General features: G+C 67.3%; 15 protein-coding genes and 1 pseudogene. 10 read left to right on the top strand and 6 right to left on the bottom strand.

Going from position 1 to position 17252, the window contains the following annotated elements; translation table 11 throughout:
* Positions 1–94: 94 nt before the first annotated feature.
* Positions 95–1801 (top strand): acyl-CoA dehydrogenase family protein, encoded by a 1707-nt coding sequence (locus M1M07_RS21975; protein ID WP_248675528.1) that lies wholly within the window; start codon positions 95–97, stop codon positions 1799–1801.
* Entirely contained in the window at positions 1798–2976 is a 1179-nt protein-coding gene (locus M1M07_RS21970) for a CaiB/BaiF CoA-transferase family protein (RefSeq protein WP_248675527.1), read from the top strand. The genes M1M07_RS21975 and M1M07_RS21970 overlap by 4 nt, the downstream gene beginning before the upstream one ends.
* Before the next feature lie 25 nt (positions 2977–3001).
* Here the strand turns inward: M1M07_RS21970 and M1M07_RS21965 are convergent, their stop codons facing one another.
* Positions 3002–3487: an ester cyclase gene (locus tag M1M07_RS21965; RefSeq protein ID WP_248675541.1), complete on the bottom strand. Its 486-nt coding sequence runs from the start codon at positions 3485–3487 to the stop codon at positions 3002–3004.
* Between the two features lie 166 nt (positions 3488–3653).
* Here M1M07_RS21965 and M1M07_RS21960 point away from each other — a divergent pair, with 166 nt between their 5' ends.
* A complete protein-coding gene (locus M1M07_RS21960) occupies positions 3654–4295 on the top strand; it encodes a TetR/AcrR family transcriptional regulator (RefSeq protein ID WP_248675526.1) in 642 nt (213 codons plus the stop codon).
* Positions 4296–4334: 39 nt separating this feature from the next.
* Here the strand turns inward: M1M07_RS21960 and M1M07_RS21955 are convergent, their stop codons facing one another.
* Genes M1M07_RS21955 through M1M07_RS21940 form a run of 4 tightly spaced genes read right to left on the bottom strand, consistent with a single transcriptional unit; the run spans position 4335 to position 8132 of the window.
* Entirely contained in the window at positions 4335–5081 is a 747-nt protein-coding gene (locus M1M07_RS21955) for a succinate dehydrogenase/fumarate reductase iron-sulfur subunit (protein ID WP_197251021.1), read from the bottom strand.
* A gap of 1 nt (position 5082) precedes the next feature.
* Positions 5083–6999: a fumarate reductase/succinate dehydrogenase flavoprotein subunit gene (locus M1M07_RS21950; RefSeq protein ID WP_248675525.1), complete on the bottom strand. Its 1917-nt coding sequence runs from the start codon at positions 6997–6999 to the stop codon at positions 5083–5085.
* A 39-nt stretch (positions 7000–7038) separates the two neighbouring features.
* Positions 7039–7848 (bottom strand): hypothetical protein, encoded by an 810-nt coding sequence (locus M1M07_RS21945; protein WP_197254040.1) that lies wholly within the window; start codon positions 7846–7848, stop codon positions 7039–7041.
* Positions 7845–8132: a hypothetical protein gene (locus M1M07_RS21940; RefSeq protein WP_197254038.1), complete on the bottom strand. Its 288-nt coding sequence runs from the start codon at positions 8130–8132 to the stop codon at positions 7845–7847. Before M1M07_RS21940 ends, M1M07_RS21945 begins: the two co-directional genes overlap by 4 nt.
* A 172-nt stretch (positions 8133–8304) precedes the next feature.
* On the opposite strand from M1M07_RS21940, the gene M1M07_RS21935 reads away from it, so the two are divergent.
* A complete protein-coding gene (locus M1M07_RS21935) occupies positions 8305–9105 on the top strand; it encodes an SDR family oxidoreductase (protein ID WP_248675524.1) in 801 nt (266 codons plus the stop codon).
* Here M1M07_RS21935 and M1M07_RS21930 read toward each other — a convergent pair.
* On the bottom strand, positions 9092–9694 hold the full coding sequence (locus tag M1M07_RS21930) for a TetR/AcrR family transcriptional regulator (RefSeq protein WP_197254036.1): 603 nt from the start codon (positions 9692–9694) through the stop codon (positions 9092–9094). The two genes, M1M07_RS21935 and M1M07_RS21930, sit on opposite strands and share 14 nt — an antisense overlap.
* A gap of 159 nt (positions 9695–9853) precedes the next feature.
* Between M1M07_RS21930 and M1M07_RS21925 the strand changes: the two are divergent.
* The 6 genes and pseudogenes from M1M07_RS21925 to M1M07_RS21900 all read left to right on the top strand — a co-directional run.
* Positions 9854–11161: pseudogene (locus M1M07_RS21925) on the top strand (flavin-containing monooxygenase); the annotation flags it as partial.
* 6 nt (positions 11162–11167) lie between these two features.
* Positions 11168–12202 carry an alpha/beta hydrolase gene (locus M1M07_RS21920; RefSeq protein WP_308200830.1) on the top strand — a complete coding sequence of 345 codons (1035 nt, stop codon included), beginning with the start codon at positions 11168–11170 and terminating at the stop codon, positions 12200–12202.
* A gap of 4 nt (positions 12203–12206) precedes the next feature.
* A complete protein-coding gene (fadD1, locus tag M1M07_RS21915; protein WP_248675523.1) occupies positions 12207–13784 on the top strand; it encodes a fatty-acid--CoA ligase FadD1 in 1578 nt (525 codons plus the stop codon).
* A 211-nt stretch (positions 13785–13995) separates the two neighbouring features.
* Positions 13996–15000, top strand: a complete 1005-nt coding sequence (locus M1M07_RS21910; protein ID WP_248675522.1) for an AraC family transcriptional regulator — start codon at positions 13996–13998, stop codon at positions 14998–15000.
* A 223-nt stretch (positions 15001–15223) separates the two neighbouring features.
* Positions 15224–15634, top strand: a complete 411-nt coding sequence (locus M1M07_RS21905) for a hypothetical protein (protein ID WP_248675521.1) — start codon at positions 15224–15226, stop codon at positions 15632–15634.
* 87 nt (positions 15635–15721) lie between these two features.
* Positions 15722–17236, top strand: coding sequence for an aromatic/alkene/methane monooxygenase hydroxylase/oxygenase subunit alpha (locus M1M07_RS21900; protein WP_197254026.1), 1515 nt, complete (start codon positions 15722–15724; stop codon positions 17234–17236).
* Positions 17237–17252 lie beyond the last annotated feature (16 nt).

The raw sequence follows: 17252 nt of genomic DNA, 5'->3' as shown, positions 1-17252 counted from the left end.
TGGTGCTGGATATGAATATCGATCGATTAAGTCTTGGACTCTACATGGTGTGGCGGGTGACAGTGGAGACGATCCTCGAGCCGAAGGGAATTCCATGAACTACGCGCACCGCGACCCCGCGCTCCGGGCCGTCGTTGACCGGTGGATCGACGACGCGGACCGCACGAACACCGATGCACTACTGGACCGGTTGGGTGCCGACACCGCCGATCGTCTCGTCCGGCTCGCGGCGGTCGCCGACAAGAATCCGCCCGTACTTCGCCAATTCGACGCCGACGGGAACCGCATCGACCGGATCGACTACCACCCCGCCTACCTGGAACTGTGTGAGGCGGCGTTCGGCGAGTACGGACTGTCCGCCCTCTCGCACCGGCCCGTCCACGGCTGGGACCGCACTCCCCCGCACGTCGTGAAGTACCTCGCGTCGTATCTGTTCGTCCAGGCGGAGTTCGGCCTCGCGTGCCCGGTGTCGATGACCGACGCCGCCGCCCGCACGCTGCGGATGTTCGGGGATCCGGACGTGTTCGACATCTGGATCGACGGGCTCACCTCGACCGGACCGGACCGGTTGACCGGCGCGATGTTCATGACCGAAACCCAGGCCGGCACCGACATCGCACAGACCGATACCCGTGCCGAGCGTACCGAGACAGGATGGCGCCTGACCGGCCGGAAGTGGTTCGCGTCCAACCCGGACGCCGACGTGATCATCACCCTCGCACGATTCCCCGGTGGAGATCCGGCCTCGACCCGCGGCGTCGGAATGTTCATGGTGCCCAAGCATCTTCCGAACGGCGACCGCAACTCGTACACGATCGATCGGCTGAAGGACAAGCTGGGCACGAGGTCGATGCCGAGCGGGGAGGTCACCCTGCACGGCGCCTACGCGCTGCAGGTCGGCGAGCTCGACCACGGGTTCCGGCAGATGACGGAAATGCTCAACACCTCGCGGTTGTCGAACGCGATGCGGTCGGCCGGGCTGATGCGCCGCGCCGTCCGCGACGCCGCCGACCACACCCGCGAACGCGTCGTCTTCGGCAAGCCCCTCTTCGACCAGCCGCTCATGCGCGCAACCCTGCTGCCGCTGCTGCTCGAGGCCGAGGGCGCACTCGCCGTCATCGGCTACAGCGCCGACTGCCTGCAACGCGCCGACGCCGGCGACGCGGACGCCACGACCCTTATCCGGATCCTCACCCCCATCGCCAAGCACTACGTCTGCAAGAGGGCCCGGAGCGTGACCGGCGAGGCGATGGAAATCCGCGGCGGCAACGGCTACATCGAGGAGCGGGACTTCGCCCGGCTGGTCCGCGACTCGCATCTCGGTTCGATCTGGGAGGGTTCGTCGAACGTCATCGCGCTCGACGTCCTGCGCTGCATGCGCAAGCAGAACGCACACCGCGCACTCGCCGCGACCATGCAGGCCACGCTCGCCGCCCTCGCACCGGACTGCCGGCCCGGGGCGCAGATCCTCACCGACCTGTGGGGCTCGCTCGCGGCAACCGGCGACGATCTGCTCGCCGGCGACGATACCCGCGCGCAGGTCGAGATGGCGCGCTACACGGATGCGCTCGCCCGGGCGGTCACAGCCGTGCAGCTCTACGATCTCGCGTCGCACCGCATCGACCGCTGCGGCGACCACCGGTCGCTGCTCGTCGCCAATGCGTATCTCTCCGACCTGCGATCGGAGACGAATACCACTGCGCTGCAACACCTCGAGGCGATCGTCGACGGCACCGCCGTCGACGCGGAGACCGCGCGGGCCTCGGCACCGCGGACCGACCTGACAGGAGCAGCCCGATGACGTATCCCACCGGCCCCGCCCCGCTCGCCGGGATCAAGGTCGTCGACCTGTCCAAGATCCTCGCGGGACCGTACGCGACGATGTCGTTCGCCGATCTCGGCGCGGACGTCGTCAAGATCGAACATCCCGACGCCGGTGACCCGACGCGTCAGTGGGGTCCGCCGTTCGTCGGCGACGACGCCACCTACTACCTGGCGGTGAACCGCGGGAAGAAGTCGGTGGCGCTCGATCTGAAGTCGGAGTCCGGGCAGGAGATCGTGCACCGCATGCTCGAGGACGCCGACGTCGTGGTCGAGAACTTCCGGCCCGGCAGCGGCCTGCAACGGATCTTCGACTACCGCGCGTTGTCCGAACGTCACCCGCACCTGGTTGTGCTGCACATCTCCGCGTTCGGCGAGGTGGGTCCGCGGCGCGACGAGCCGGGCTACGACATGGTCGCGCAGGCCGCCGGTGGGCTCATGTCCCTGACCGGTGAACCCGGCGGCCCGCCGATGAAGGCCGGGTACGCGATGGGCGATCTGGGCGCTGCCCTGTTCGGCACGATCGGGGTGCTCGCCGCCCTCGTCGAGCGGGCCCGGACCGGACGCGGCCAGTACGTGACGACGTCCCTGTTCGAATGCCAGCTCGCGATGCACGTGAACTGGGCGACGAACTGGTTCGCCGACGGCAAGCGGCCGCACGCGCTCGGTTCCGCACACCCGAATCTCGCTCCGTATCAGGCATTTCCAGCACAGGACGGCTATTTCGTCGTCGCGGTCGGCAACGACGGACTGTGGGACCGGTTGTGCACCGCGATCGGCCGTCCCGACCTGGCCGAGCGCACCGAGTTCTACCGCAATCGCGATCGGGTCGAGAACCGGGAACTGCTCGAAAAGGAACTGACGGACGCGTTCGCGGACGGGACGGTCGAGCACTGGATTGCGGTCCTCGAGCAGCACGGTGTGCCGGTATCAGCGATCCGCCACCTGGACGAGATCTACGACGACCCGCACACCGAGGCGATCGGGATGATCGGCACGGTCGATCACCCGTCAGGGCCGTTGCGCCAGATCGGCTTTCCGGTCAGTTTCGCCGGCGAACGTCCGCGACTCGGGTCGGCGCCGCCCGCGCACGGCGAGCACACCGACGAGGTGCTCGGTGCGCTGACCAGGGACGGCGCCGCGACGTCGGCGTAGCCGCCGGGGAGCAGCGCACAGCCACTCACGCACTGTGTGCTGTTTCCTTGTGCGCCTTGTGTTTTGCGAGCGCGTTCCGGATCATTCCGGCCGGGGTCGGAGGGATCCAACCGGCTTGCCGGGCCATGCCCAGGTCGTCGCGATCCGCCCAGTGCTCGACGAGTTTGCCATCGGCGATGCGCAGCCAGTGGGTTTGATGCACCGCGAAACTCTTGCCGGTCGGCGCGAAGGCTTGATCGACCCGGCCACGCTCGTCGTAGGTCACGAACGGCCCGACGTGCCGGGCCGTCATGACGGTGTCGAGGACGACGACGTCGTCCTCCTCCACGGCGTGGACGACTTCGTGGCGGAAGTCGCCGAAGGCTTCACGCAGCCACAGGGCGGTGGCGTAGAACCCGTCCGGACCTGGGACTCTCGCTGCGGGCGGCTCGGTCCGGGACTCACGGTTGATCGCCTCGGGGGCCACGAGCCGGTCGAAAGTATCGCGATCACCGTCGGCCATCATGTGCATGAAGCGCGCAGCGACGGACTTGTTCTCCGTGGAGGAGGTCGTGTCGGCGACGTCCGGGACGGATGGGGCCGAAATGGAATGATTGATGTTCACGGCGGCTCTCCCTGCCGTTGAGTGAAGAATTGGATACAGTGAGTCAGTATCCAAATACAAGTATGGACCCGCGATGCCGAAAGTCAATGGGAAACGTCGCTACGATGCGTCGGGGCGCCGGGAACGCGCGCAACAGACGCGTCTCTCGATCCTGCGGGCGGCCCAGAACTTGTTCGAGGATCGCGGGTACCGCCCCACGACGGTGACAGCGGTGGCCCAGTGCGGCGGCGTGGCACCCGAAAGCGTCTACAAGATCTTCGGAACCAAAGCAGGCTTGGCGAAGGCCGTGTTCGACTACACGATCGCCGGGGACGACGATCCGGTGCCCGTCATCGAGCGGTCCGAAACGAAGGCGATCTTCGCCGAACCGGATGTGCGGAAGAAGATCACGATGTATGCGGACCAGATGGCCGCCCGGCAAGTCCGCTCGGCCAGGATCCAATTGATGCTGCGGGACGGCCGGCACGGGCAGGAGGACCTCGAGGAGATCTGGCGGCGCCTCGTCGACGAGCGCCTCAACGGGATGACCATGCTCGGACGCCATCTGCTCGACACCGGCCAGCTGCGCCCGGGCATCGAGCTGGACGAAGTACGCGATGTGCTGTGGACCTATATCGCGGTCGATCTGTACGAGTTGCTGGTGTTGAGTCGGGGCTGGACCGTCGAACGGTATGCGCAGTGGATCGCCCGCGCCATCATCGCCGCACTCACGTGAACACCGGACACGGTGTCCCGGTCCGGCGCTTCCGGGCACTCAGCGCCGGAACAGCTTGTTGCCCAGCCAGACGATCGGGTCGTAGCGTCGGCCCGCGACGCGTTCCTTCATCGGGATCAGTGCGTTGTCGGTGATGTGGATGTTCTCCGGGCACACCTCGGTGCAGCACTTGGTGATGTTGCACAGGCCCAGACCGTGCTGATCCTGCGCGGCGTCGCGCCGGTCCGCGACGTCGAGCGGGTGCATCTCGAGTTCGGCGATGCGCATGAGGTAGCGCGGCCCGGCGAATGCGGACTTGTTGTCCTCGTGGTCGCGCACGACGTGGCACACGTTCTGGCACAGGAAGCATTCGATGCACTTACGGAATTCCTGCGAGCGCTCGACGTCGACCTGCTGCATGCGGTACTCCCCCGGCGCCAGGTCGGGCGGCGGCGTGAACGACGGGATCTCGCGGGCCTTCTCGTAGTTGAACGACACATCGGTGACGAGGTCGCGAATGATCGGGAAGGTGCGTACGGGGGTGACGGTGATCGTCTCGTCCGGGTCGAAGGTCGACATCCGTGTCATGCACATCAGCCGGGGCTTGCCGTTGATCTCGGCCGAACACGAACCGCACTTGCCCGCCTTGCAGTTCCAGCGCACCGCCAGGTCCGGGGCCTGGGTGGCCTGCAATCGGTGGACGACGTCGAGCACGACCTCGCCCTCGTTCGCTTCGACGGTGTAGTCGTGCAGGTCGCCGCCGTCGGCGTCCCCACGCCACACCCGGAAGGCCGCCTGGTAGCCCATGTCAGGACCTCCGTCCCGGATGATCGGCGAGTTCCTCGTCGGTGTAGTACTTGCCCAGTTCGTCGATGTCGAACAACGCGAGCAGATCCGGCCGCATCGGCTGTTGCCGCTCCGGGGTCACCGTCACGTCCGGGATGGATCTGTCGCCGCCGTCGGTGCGGCACACCAGCAGCGTCCGCCGCCATTCCGCGTCCATCGAGGGATGGTCGTCACGAGTGTGCCCGCCGCGACTTTCGGTGCGCAGCAACGCCGCTCGCGCCACGCACTCGCAGACCAGCAGCATGTTGCGCAGGTCCACCGCGAGATGCCATCCGGGGTTGAACTGCCGGTTGCCCTCGACCGCGACGTTGCGGATCCGTTCGCGCAGCGTGGCCAGTTCGGCCAGGGCCCGTTCGATCTCGTCGGCGCGGCGGATGATGCCGACCAGATCGTGCATCGACTGCTGCAGCTCCGCGTGCAGAGTATACGGATTCTCGGTGCGGTCCGGGGAGGCCGGATCGAACGGCGACAACGCGGTCCGCGCGGCCGCATCGATGCTTGCGTCGGAGGCCCGCGGCCGTTCGGTGAGCCCCTCCACGTAGTCCGCGGCCCCGATCCCGGCGCGACGCCCGAACACCAGCAGGTCCGACAGGGAGTTGCCGCCGAGCCGGTTGGATCCGTGCATGCCGCCCGAGCATTCCCCGGCGGCGAACAGCCCGGGCACCGACGCGGCCGCGGTGTCCGGATCGACCTCGATACCGCCCATCACGTAGTGGCAGGTGGGGCCGACCTCCATCGGTTCCTTCGTGATGTCGACGTCGGCGAGCTCGAGGAACTGGTGGTGCATCGACGGCAGCCGCCGCACGATCTCGGCGGCCGGCATCCGGGAGGCGATGTCGAGGTACACCCCGCCGTGCGGGCTGTCGCGACCGGCCTTGACCTCGGAGTTGATGGCGCGGGCGACCTCGTCGCGGGGCAGCAGATCCGGGGTGCGGCGGTTGTTCTCCTGGTCCTCGTACCAGCGGTCGGCTTCCTCCTCCGTCTCGGCGTACTGCCCTTTGAACACCGGCGGGATGTAGGAGAACATGAACCGCTCGCCCTCGGAGTTCTTGAGGACCCCGCCGTCGCCACGTACCCCCTCGGTTACCAGGATGCCCTTCACACTCGGCGGCCAGATCATGCCGGTCGGATGGAACTGGATGAACTCCATGTTGATCAGCGCCGCGCCCGCCCGCAGCGCGAGTGCGTGACCGTCCCCGGTGTACTCCCACGAATTCGAGGTCACCTTGTACGACTTGCCGATGCCACCGGTGGCGATGACGACGGCGGGCGCGTCGAACAGCACGAACCGGCCGGATTCACGCCAGTAACCGAACGCCCCGGCGATGCGGCCCGACTCGTCGACGAGCAGTTCGGTGATCGTGCACTCGGCGAACACCTTGACCCGGGCTTCGTAGTCGCCGTGGGCGGCGTAGTCCTCCTGCTGCAGCGACACGATCTTCTGCTGCATGGTCCGGATCAGTTCGAGTCCGGTGCGGTCGCCGACGTGCGCAAGCCGCGGATAGGTGTGCCCGCCGAAGTTGCGCTGGCTGATCCGCCCGTCGGGGGTGCGATCGAACAGCGCCCCGTACGTTTCCAGTTCCCACACCCGGTCCGGGGCCTCACGGGCGTGCAGTTCGGCCATCCGCCAGTTGTTGAGGAACTTCCCGCCGCGCATCGTGTCCTGGAAATGCACCTGCCACGAATCGTGGGGGTTGGCGTTGCCCATCGCGGCGGCGCAGCCGCCCTCGGCCATGACGGTGTGGGCCTTTCCGAACAGCGACTTGCACACGACTGCGACACGCAGTCCGCGTTGCCGCGCCTCGATGACCGCGCGCAGGCCCGCGCCGCCCGCCCCGATCACCACGACGTCGTATTCGTGCCGTTCGACCTCCGGCATCGCTGCCCTCCCTGTCCCCTGGTGCCCCCGACGGTGCCGTCAGCCGACGAACCGCAGATCCGAAATGGTGCCGCTCGCGACGAGCATGATGTAGCAGTCCGTGATGATCAACGTGCCCAGCGTGATCCACGCGAACTGCATGTGCCGCGTGTTCAGTTTCGACACGAACGTCCAGATGCGGTACCGCACCGGATGTTTCGAGAAGTGCTTGAGCCTGCCGCCGGTGACGTGCCGGCAGGAGTGGCACGAGAGCGTGTATATCCACAGCAGGATCACGTTGACCACGAGGATCACGTTGCCGAGGCCGAAACCGAATCCGCCGGGACTGTGGAACGCGACGATCGCGTCGTAGGTGTTGACCACCGAGATCACGACCGCCACATAGAAGAAGTAGCGGTGCACGTTCTGCAGGATCAGCGGCAGCCGCGTCTCCCCCGTGTAGCGAGCGCGTGGTTCGGCGACCGCGCAGGCCGGGGGCGACAGCCAGAACGACCGGTAGTAGGCCTTGCGGTAGTAGTAGCAGGTGAGCCGGAATCCGAGCAGGAACGGCAGCGACAGGAATGCGAGCGGGATCCACATGGGCAGCTCGCCCACCCACACCCCGAAGTGACTCGAGCCGGGGACGCACGAGGCGCTGACACACGGCGAGTAGAACGGCGTCAGGTAGTGGTAGTCGTCGACCCAGTAGGCGGTGCGCACGAACGACCGGATCGTGGCGTAGACGACGAAGATCGTCAGGCCCAGAACCGTGAACAGCGGGGTCAGCCACCAGCGGTCGGTGCGCAGCGTTCGTTCCGCGATCCTCGCTCGGGTCGCGGAACGAACACCGGTGGCCGGCGGGGCGGTCACCGCTCCCCGTGGAGTCCGCCGAGTCCTTCGTCGTCGACGTCGACGCCCCGGAACAGGTTGTCGTCGTACGGCGCGTCGGGAACCGGGATGCGCTCACCGGTGTGCCCGCGCACCTCGGCCGGCGGTGCGCTGTCGAGCTCCTTCGCGTCGATGTCGAGTCGATCGAGATCGTTGGCCAGACGCTTGACCGCAGGGGCATCACCGTAGCGCGAGCGCAGTGATCCGACGCATTGCCGCAGGTGACCGATGGTGCGTTGCAGGTCCTGCATTTCGGTGGTGGACATCCGAACCTCCGAGCGGGCGGGTCGGCACGTCGGGCCGGCCGACACGATGTGACGCCATTCACAGTACGACAAACCTGGCGTCCGATCGGCGGGTTCCCCGCATTCGTCACCGCGCGCCCGTTCCGTCTCTACCATCGCGGCATCGGGTGGAACGGGAAACGGGGGTACCGGCGTGAAGGAAGCGAACGCAATCGTCGTCGGCGGCGCCTCGGGGATCGGCTGGGCGACGTGCCGGCGGCTGCACGCGCGCGGAACACAGGTGATCGTGGCGGACGTGAACGCCGACGCCGCGCTGCTGCGCGCCGGAGAACTGGGCGCCGGAGAACTGGGCGCCGGTGAACTGGGCAACAGGGCCGTGGCGCGGCACGTCGACGTGCGGGACGAGGACAGCGTCGAGCGACTGTTCGACGAGATCGCATCCGAGTTCGGGGACATCGGCACGGTGGTGGACTGCGCCGGGCTCAGCGTGCCGGGCGCGATCACCGACCTGAGTCTCGACGGCTGGCGCACCACCCTCGACGTGTGTCTCACCGGCGCGTTCCTCGTGGTCAAACACGCGGGCCGGCGGGTGGTCGACGGCGGCAGCATCACGCTCATCGCCTCGCTCAACGGCCGGCAACCGGGCACCGGGATGGCCGCGTACTGCTCGGCCAAGGCCGGCGTGCTGATGTTGACGGAGGTCGCCGCGCTCGAACTCGCGCCCCGGCGGATCCGGGTCAACGCGATCTCCCCCGGCCTCGTCGACACGCCGCTGGTCGCGGGGGTGTCGCTGGTGTCCGGCCTGACGGAGGACTACCTCGAGAACACGCCGCTCGGCCGCAGCGGACGTCCCGAGGAGATCGCCGAGGTCGTGGCGTTCCTGGCGTCGGACGCGGCGGCGTGGATGACCGGGGCGAACATCGACATCAACGGTGGCGCACACACCCGCCGGTATCCCGACCTGCTGGCCCACCTGGCGGCTATGGCTCCGTGACGGTCAGGCCCGGCATCACATAGCGGCGCAGAAACCTCAGCACCGCGGCCGGATCGTCGGGATCGAGGGTTCTGCCCGGCACAGTGGCGATGCTGATCAGCACCCGCGCAACCCATTCGGCCGCCTCGGCGGTGTCGATTCCGGGGTCGATCTCGCCGCGCTCGGCCGCCGCGACGAGATAGCGGTTCCAGAATTCGGCCAGGTGCGGGACGAGTTCGTGGACGCCGGCGCCCGCGCACGCCGCGAACTCCTCCGGTTCGTCGGTTCGCAACCGGATCGCGAGCGCACCCGGGTCGCCGTACGCGGACCGGCCGATCCGCACGCCCGCCGCCAACTGCTCGACGAGTGAACCGCATTCGGCGAGCGTCGCGTGCGCTCCGGCCCAGTAGGCCGTGTCGAGGCGGACGATGACGCTGCCGACCAGGGTCGCCTTGTCCGGGAAGTGCCGGTACAGCCAGGCCCGGGACACCCCCGCGGCTTCGGCGACCTCGAGCACGGTGGTTGCTCGGATCCCCTTGTCCCGCAGGCATTTCTCGGCGGCGTCCAGCAACCGTTCCCGCACCGTCGTCGCTTCGGCTTCCGTGCCCATCGTGCCTCCGCACCGGTCCCGGCCCGGTGCCGGGACACGACCGCGACGATACCCGCTGTAGACAGTTTTCGAGATCTGTTCACACCGGAGGGAAACATGTTCTAGATTGGCGGGCACCGCGCCGGAACCGCTCCGGCAGCAGGATCGAGGAGCTGACGCATGCCGGCACCGACCACGGCCGTCATCGGGGCAGGAATCAGCGGGCTGACGACCGCAAAGATGCTGGGCGACTACGGCATTCCCTACACCTGTTTCGAGACCTCCGATCGCATCGGCGGCAACTGGGCATTCGGGAACCCGAACGGTCACAGCAGCGCCTACCGATCGCTGCACATCGACACCTCGAAGCATCAGTTGTCCTTCAAGGACTATCCGATGCCCGACGAGTATCCGGATTTCCCGCACCACACCCAGATCAAGGCATACCTGGACGGGTACGCCCGCGCGTTCGACCTCGAGAAGAACATCGAGTTCCGCAACGGTGTGGTGCACGCCGAACCGGTCGAGAACGGCGGCTGGGACCTCGACCTCGAGGACGGCAGCACCCGGCACGCCGATTTCCTCGTCGTCGCCAACGGCCATCACTGGGATCCGCGGATGGCGGAGTTCCCCGGCGAGTTCACAGGCACCGAGATCCATTCGCACCACTACATCGACCCGCAGACCCCGCTGGACTTCACCGGCCGGCGGATTCTCGTCGTCGGCCTCGGCAACAGCGCCGCGGACATCGCCGTCGAGCTGTCGTCGAAGACCCTCGGCAACGAGGTCACCCTCTCCACCCGGTCGGGTGCGTGGATCGTGCCGAAGTACATCGCCGGCAGACCCGCCGACAAGTACTACCGCACCAGCCCGTACCTTCCGCTCGCGTGGCAGCGCAAGGTCGCGCAACTCGGCCAGCCGCTCCTGTCCGGTCGCCCCGAGCGGTACGGCCTGCCCACCCCGAATCACCGCTTCTTCGAAGCACATCCGACCCAGTCGGTGGAACTGCCGCTGCGCCTCGGTTCCGGTGACGTGATCCCGAAACCCGATGTCCGCCTGCTCGACGGCCGGACGGTGCATTTCGAGGACGGGACGTCCGGCGAGTTCGACATCATCGTCCACGCCACCGGGTACAACATCACGTTCCCGTTCTTCGACGAGGACTTCATCAGCGCGCCGGGCAACCGCATCGACCTGTACAAGCGGATCTTCGCACCCGGCATCGACGATCTCGCGTTCGCCGGGTTCGCGCAGGCGACCCCGACCCTGTTCCCGTTCGTCGAATCCCAGGCGCGGCTCATCGCCGCGTACGCGGCGGGCCGCTACCGGCTGCCGCCGATCGCCGACATGCGGCGGGTGATCGCCGAGGACCAGCAGAAGTACACCGGTCACATGCTCGACCGGCCGCGGCACACCCAGCAGGTCGACTACTTCCTCTACGAGCACGACCTGCGCACCCGCGAACTGCCGGAGGGTGCGGCCCGTGCGGCTCTCGTGGCAGCCGCACCGCCCGACGACCGGTGCGCGATCCGTGCGGAAACGTCCTCCTGCCGCAGCGTCACGTTCGATTCGTCCGGAACCCCTTGCGACGCCTGGTATTTCCGCGCCTCCGACGACCGCCTCGCGAACGACCGGGGCCGGCCGATCGTGGTGATGGCACACGGGCTCGGCGGCACGAAGGACTCCGGATTGCAGCCGTTCGCGCAGCGGCTCGCCGACGCCGGACTCGACGTGTTCGCATTCGACTATCGCGGGTTCGGCTCCTCGGGCGGCGCGGTGCGTCAGCGTGTCGACGTGGCCGATCAGCTCGACGACTACCGGGCCGCGCTGTCGGCCGCGGCCGCACTCGACGGAGTCGATCCCGGCCGGGTCGCGTTGTGGGGGGTGTCCCTGTCGGGCGGACACGTGCTCGCGGTGGCCGCCGGCCGCACCGACGTCGCCGCGGTGGTGTCGATGACCCCGCTCGTCGACGGCCGCGCCGCCGCGGTGACCGCGCTGCGTCACCACAGCGTCCGCACGCTCGCGCGCTCGGCCGCGATCGGTCTGCGCAGCCGCGTCGGCGCCCTCACCGGGCGGACCGGCACCACGATCGCCGTTGTCGGCCGCCCCGGCGAGCCGGCGGCACTCAGCCTGGACGGCTATTTCGAGGACTACACCGGCATCGCCGGGCCGACCTGGCGCAACGAGATCGACGCGGACATCACGATGCAGCTCGGGTCGTACCGGCCGGCGAAGCAGGTGAAGAACGTACTGTGCCCGGTGCTGATGCAGATCGCCGATTTCGATCGCAGCGCACCCCCGCACTCCGCGGCCGTCGCCGGGTTCGCCGCCCGCGCCGAGGTCCGGCACTATCCGTGCGACCACTTCGGTCTCTACGCCGGTCACCGCAGATTCGACGCTGCGGTCGAGCATCAGATCCTGTTCCTCTCCCGCCACCTCGGCACCGTCCAGGACGAGGCTGCCGAGGTCACGGCAGCCGCCCCGGAACCGGCCCGCGGCCGGCACGCCGCCCCCACGACACGAAGGTAGGACGATGGCCGAGACCGTCCAGCAGGTACTGCGCGAGCGCCTCGACGACACCACCGTCGCGCTCGTCCACGGCGACCGCACCTGGACCTGGCGGGAACACCTCGGCGAGGCGTCGGCGCAGGCCGCCGCACTCCTCGCCATCGCCGACCCGGCTCGGCCCGTGCACGTGGGCACCCTGCTCGGCAACACCCCGGACATGCTCACCGCGATCGCCGCGGCCGGCCTGGGCGGGTACGTGCTGTGCGGCATCAACACCACCCGCCGCGGGGACGGTCTCGCCCGGGACATCCGGCGCGCCGATTGCCAGATCGTCGTCACCGATGCCGAACACCGGCCGCTGCTCGACGGTCTCGACCTGACCGGAGTGCGGGTGTTCGACACCTCGACACCGGAATGGGCCGAGTTGATCGCCTCGGCCGGGGACCTGACCCCGCACCGCGAAGCGGCAGTCATGGACACGTTCATGATGATCTTCACGTCCGGCACCAGCGGCGATCCGAAACCCGTGCAGGTCGCGCACCTCACGGTGCTCTTCTCCGGCCGCAACCTCGTCGACCGGTTCGACATCACCGGCGACGACGTCTGCTACTTGTCCATGCCGCTGTTCCACTCCAACGCGATCGTGGCGGGGTGGAGCGTCGCGATCAACAGCGGGGCGGCGATGGTGCCGGTGTCGTTCTCGGCGTCACGCTTCCTCGACGACGTCCGCCGCTACGGCGTCACCTACATGAACTACGTCGGCAAACCTCTCTCCTACGTTCTCGCCACACCCGAACAACCCGACGATCGCGACAATCCGCTGCGGGTGGCGTTCGGCAACGAGGCCACCGACCGCGACATCGACGAGTTCTCGCGCCGCTTCGGCTGCACGGTGTTCGACGGATTCGGGTCGACGGAACTGGCCATCATCATCACGCGCGAACCGGGCACCCCACCCGGGTCGATCGGCCGCGGTCTCGACGGTGTCGCCGTCTACGATTCCGACACCCTCACCGAGTGCGAGCCGGCGGAGTTCGACGAGAACGGCGCATTGATCAACGCGGACAAGGCAATCGGTGAACTCGTCAACACGCACGGCGGCGGGTTCTTCTCCGGCTACTACAACGATCCGGACGCCACGAACGAGCGGATGCGCGGCGGCATGTTCTGGTCGGGCGACCTCGGCTACAAGGATGCGGACGGGTGGATCTATCTGGCCGGACGCACCGCCGACTGGATGCGCGTCGACGGTGAGAACCTCGCCGCCGCCCCGATCGAACGGATCCTGCAGCGCCTTCCGGCCCTGAACCGGGTCGCCGTCTACGCGGTACCCGACGACAGCGTCGGCGATCAGGCGATGGCGGCGATGGTGCTGCAGGACGATGCCGACCTCTCCCCCGACGAGTTCGAGCAGTTCCTCGCCGCGCAGTCCGACCTGTCCCCGAAGGCATGGCCGCGCTGGGTGCGGATCGACCGCGACCTGCCGGTCACCGCGACGAACAAGATCCTCAAGCGCGAACTGAAGGCACAGGGCGTCACCGCGGGCGGTGGTGTGCTGTGGCAGCGGAAGGGTCGCACGCACTTCGAGGAGGTCGCGCGCTGAGCGCCTCGCCCGGAACGTGTGACAGGCACGTAGGACGCGATTTCCCTGTCTGCACCTGCGCGGTCACCGCAAACCGACCGAAACTGGCACGAGCACCCTCCTCGGCGTACACTGCCGTGACGCGGGTCACACCACACCCGCGATGGCTGCCCCACGTCTATCGCAACACGCATTCGCGCGGGGGGACCAGAGAAGTAGAGGTGCTGCTTACATGGCGATGGAACCCCTTGCCGGTTGCACTCAGTTCCGCACCGGAGACCTCGATGTGATCCGCGATGTCGGCGCCCGTCTCCTGGTGCCCCACAAGGTGCAGGCCTTGGGCGCGGTGTCCTCGAATGCGCGGATGAACGCCGCCAGGCTCGGCCACATCACTCTGGCGTACCTGAAGTACGAGTCCCGCATCACGCTGGAGGCGCCGACGACCGAGGCGCAGTACTTCTTCACTCTGCCCCTGACGGGAAGCGCGGAAGCGCGGCGGGGCCGGCACGAAACCGCTGTGTCGATACCGAACCACGGCGTGGCCTATCGGGCGGACGACCCCTCGATGATCGCCCTGACCCCCGACTACAGCATGTTCTTCGTACGCATCGAACGCCACGCTCTGGAACGGCAGCTTGCAGGCCTGCTGGGCTGCGAGATCAAGGCGCCGCTGTGCTTCGACTTCGGCATGGACCTGACCACCCCGTCGCTGCACACCTGGGTCGACAGCGTCAGGCTGCTGCAGGCCGAGATGGAACGCGACGCGGAGATCGGTCACCAGCCGCTCCTGGTCGCACGCGTCGAAGAACTGGTGATGACGGGCTTGCTGGTCGGTCAGCCGCACAACTATTCCGAACAGCTGCTCAGCACGCACGGACCGGCACGGCCGCGTGTCGTGAAGCAGGCGATCGACCTGCTCGAACAGCAGCCGGAAGAACCATGGACGATATCGGAACTCTCCCGCGCGATCGGGGTCAGCGCCCGAACGCTGCAGTCCGGGTTCCAGCGCTACGTCGGCGTATCCCCGACCACCTATCTGCGTGAAGTCCGCCTTCAGCGTGTGCACGCGGAACTCTGCAACCCGGAGGTGCAGACGTCCGTCTCGGACAGTGCGTTCCGATGGGGCTTCACGCATCTCGGGCGGTTCGCCGCGGCCTATCGCAACAAGTTCGGCGAGACACCGTCCGAGACTCTGCGCAACAGGGAACCACAGAGCTCCCTGTCGCCGACGTGGTGAGGCGAGCGTCGACGCGGCTTTCGAACTCGTTGCGCAATCCGGCCAGACCCTGCGCCGGGCGGATATTCCTCCCTCTGTGATCCACCTAACATTTCTTCCACGCGAGCGGGAATCCACCGGAACGAAGGCGCGACAGCGAGCAAAGCGCGTGGCCGGAACTCCCGCTCCGAAGGGGACGCGGTCCAACCGACGTCCCGTCCGGAGAAGAAGAAGAGGGATTCACATGTCCGTCATCAGCGTCGAGCCTCCCGCAGCCCGTTCGACACACCTCGCATCCCCCGCAGCACTCACGGTGAACGAATTCGACAGCGAGGCAATCGAACTCCTTCTCGCAGGCGAGATCGTCGGCGACGACGGCGCCGCCGTGACCGACGCCGTCGTCGGAGTATGGGGCGTACTCCTCGACGCCGAACCCGAGGGATCCTTCGAAATTCTGGAGCACGGTTCGCGCGCCGCTACCGATGCGATCGAAATCCACGTCAGCGCCCCCGGATACGACCGGTGCACGGTCTCGCTGGTCGTGGACGGCACGGTCCCGATCCACAAGGCAGAGGTCGCAATTCGGCCGTCTCGCCTCAGGGACGGCACGCTCGTCGTCCTGTACACCTTCGAATTGCATCGGACTCCCGGATAGCAGGAATCGAACCATCACGATTCCGCTGCAACACCTTTCGCCGCAACGCGGCGTGCACACACCAAGCACGACAGTAAGGGAAACGACATGCCCAAGTTGGCGCGATCGGAATGGTACGACCTCACGCGGGACATGAACTGGACACTTCGATACGTCGAGGAGGACCAGGTGTGGCCGCAGGTCCAGTCCAACAGTTACGGAATCCCGACGGAGCAGTGGTGGATCTGGGACGAACCGTACAAGATCACGTACCCGGAGTACGTCCACAACCAGGTCGACAAGGACACGTCCGTCTACGCGGTCAACTCCATCCTGGCCCGCTCGGCGATGTACGAAAACCTCGACCCCGGATGGAAGTCGGCGATCCTGGCGCACTACGGCGCCATCGCGGTTCCCGAATACATGGCAGGTATCGGTGAGGCCCGCATGGGCCGGTTCGGCCGGTCGGCCGCGTGGCGGAACATGGCCACCTACGGAACGCTCGACGAGACTCGACACGGCCAGATCCAGACCTTCTTCCCCCACGGACTCCTGCCGGAGGAACCCCGAGCCGACTGGGCGCACAAGGCATTTCACACCAACGAATGGGGCGTGATCGCAGCACGCAGCCTCTTCGACGACATGTTCACCGCCAACGACGCCGTCTCGACCGCGATCCAGCTGACCTTCACCTTCGAGACCGGCTTCACCAACCTGCAGTTCCTCGGCATGGCCGCCGACGCGATGAAGGTCGGCGACGTCGACTTCGCATCGTTGATCTCGTCGATCCAGACGGACGAGGCCCGGCACGCCCAGCAGGGCGAACCGACGATCAAGGTCCTCATCGCCAACGGTCAAGCGGACGTCGCGCAGAAGCTCGTCGACCACATGTTCTGGCGCACCTGGCACATCTTCGCCCTGCTGACCGGGCTGTCGATGGACTACTACACCCCGCTCGAACACCGCAAGCACTCGTTCAAGGAATTCATGAACGAGATGGTGATCAAGCAGTTCGTGGACCAGTTCCGCGACTTCGGTCTCGAGGTGCCGTGGTACTGGGAGAGCCATTTCCTGCAGGAGCTGGACTGGTACCACCACGGTCTGCATCTCGGGGTGTGGGGCTGGCGGCCGACCGTCTGGTGGAATCCCGACGCCGGGGTCTCCCCCGAGGAACGGGATTGGCTCGAGGAGAAGTATCCCGGCTGGAACGACACGTTCGGCAAGGTGTGGGACGCCATCACCGCGAACATCCGCGCCGGCAAACCCGAACTGACCCTGCCGGAAACGTTCCCGATGGTCTGCAACATGTGCCAGATCCCGCTCGTGAACCCGGCCGGCCACCTGGTCGGCAAGCTCGACAGCCCCGAGCCTCTGATCCTGGACACCGACGGCCGGCGCCGGCTCTTCTGCTCGGAACCGTGCAAGTGGGTCTACGAGCAGAACCCGGAACGCTTCGCCGGGCATCTCAATATCATCGACCGCTTCCTGAGCGGAGTCATCCAGCCACCGACCATCGAGGGCGCTCTGAACTACATGGGTCTGTCGCCGGCAGAACAGGGACAGGACGCCACGAACTACGCCTGGGCATTCGCCGGACAACCCGGCAGCCGGCAGGCCAGCTGAGAGAAAGGATCTCGAC

Origin of the sequence: Rhodococcus sp. HM1 (assembly GCF_023218075.1) — a bacterium.
Lineage (GTDB): Bacteria > Actinomycetota > Actinomycetes > Mycobacteriales > Mycobacteriaceae > Rhodococcus.
This window is presented reverse-complemented; position numbering and strand designations above follow the sequence as displayed.

Excerpts from the sequence above, each read along its gene's own strand:
- M1M07_RS21975 (WP_248675528.1), top strand. The coding sequence starts at position 95 with ATGAACTACGCGCACCGCGACCCCGCGCTCCGGGCCGTCGTTGACCGG.
- M1M07_RS21970 (WP_248675527.1), top strand. The coding sequence starts at position 1,798 with ATGACGTATCCCACCGGCCCCGCCCCGCTCGCCGGGATCAAGGTCGTC.
- M1M07_RS21965 (WP_248675541.1), bottom strand. The coding sequence starts at position 3,487 with ATGCACATGATGGCCGACGGTGATCGCGATACTTTCGACCGGCTCGTG.
- M1M07_RS21960 (WP_248675526.1), top strand. The coding sequence starts at position 3,654 with ATGCCGAAAGTCAATGGGAAACGTCGCTACGATGCGTCGGGGCGCCGG.
- M1M07_RS21955 (WP_197251021.1), bottom strand. The coding sequence starts at position 5,081 with ATGGGCTACCAGGCGGCCTTCCGGGTGTGGCGTGGGGACGCCGACGGC.
- M1M07_RS21950 (WP_248675525.1), bottom strand. The coding sequence starts at position 6,999 with ATGCCGGAGGTCGAACGGCACGAATACGACGTCGTGGTGATCGGGGCG.
- M1M07_RS21940 (WP_197254038.1), bottom strand. The coding sequence starts at position 8,132 with ATGTCCACCACCGAAATGCAGGACCTGCAACGCACCATCGGTCACCTG.
- M1M07_RS21930 (WP_197254036.1), bottom strand. The coding sequence starts at position 9,694 with ATGGGCACGGAAGCCGAAGCGACGACGGTGCGGGAACGGTTGCTGGAC.
- fadD1 (WP_248675523.1), top strand. The coding sequence starts at position 12,207 with ATGGCCGAGACCGTCCAGCAGGTACTGCGCGAGCGCCTCGACGACACC.
- M1M07_RS21910 (WP_248675522.1), top strand. The coding sequence starts at position 13,996 with ATGGCGATGGAACCCCTTGCCGGTTGCACTCAGTTCCGCACCGGAGAC.
- M1M07_RS21905 (WP_248675521.1), top strand. The coding sequence starts at position 15,224 with ATGTCCGTCATCAGCGTCGAGCCTCCCGCAGCCCGTTCGACACACCTC.
- M1M07_RS21900 (WP_197254026.1), top strand. The coding sequence starts at position 15,722 with ATGCCCAAGTTGGCGCGATCGGAATGGTACGACCTCACGCGGGACATG.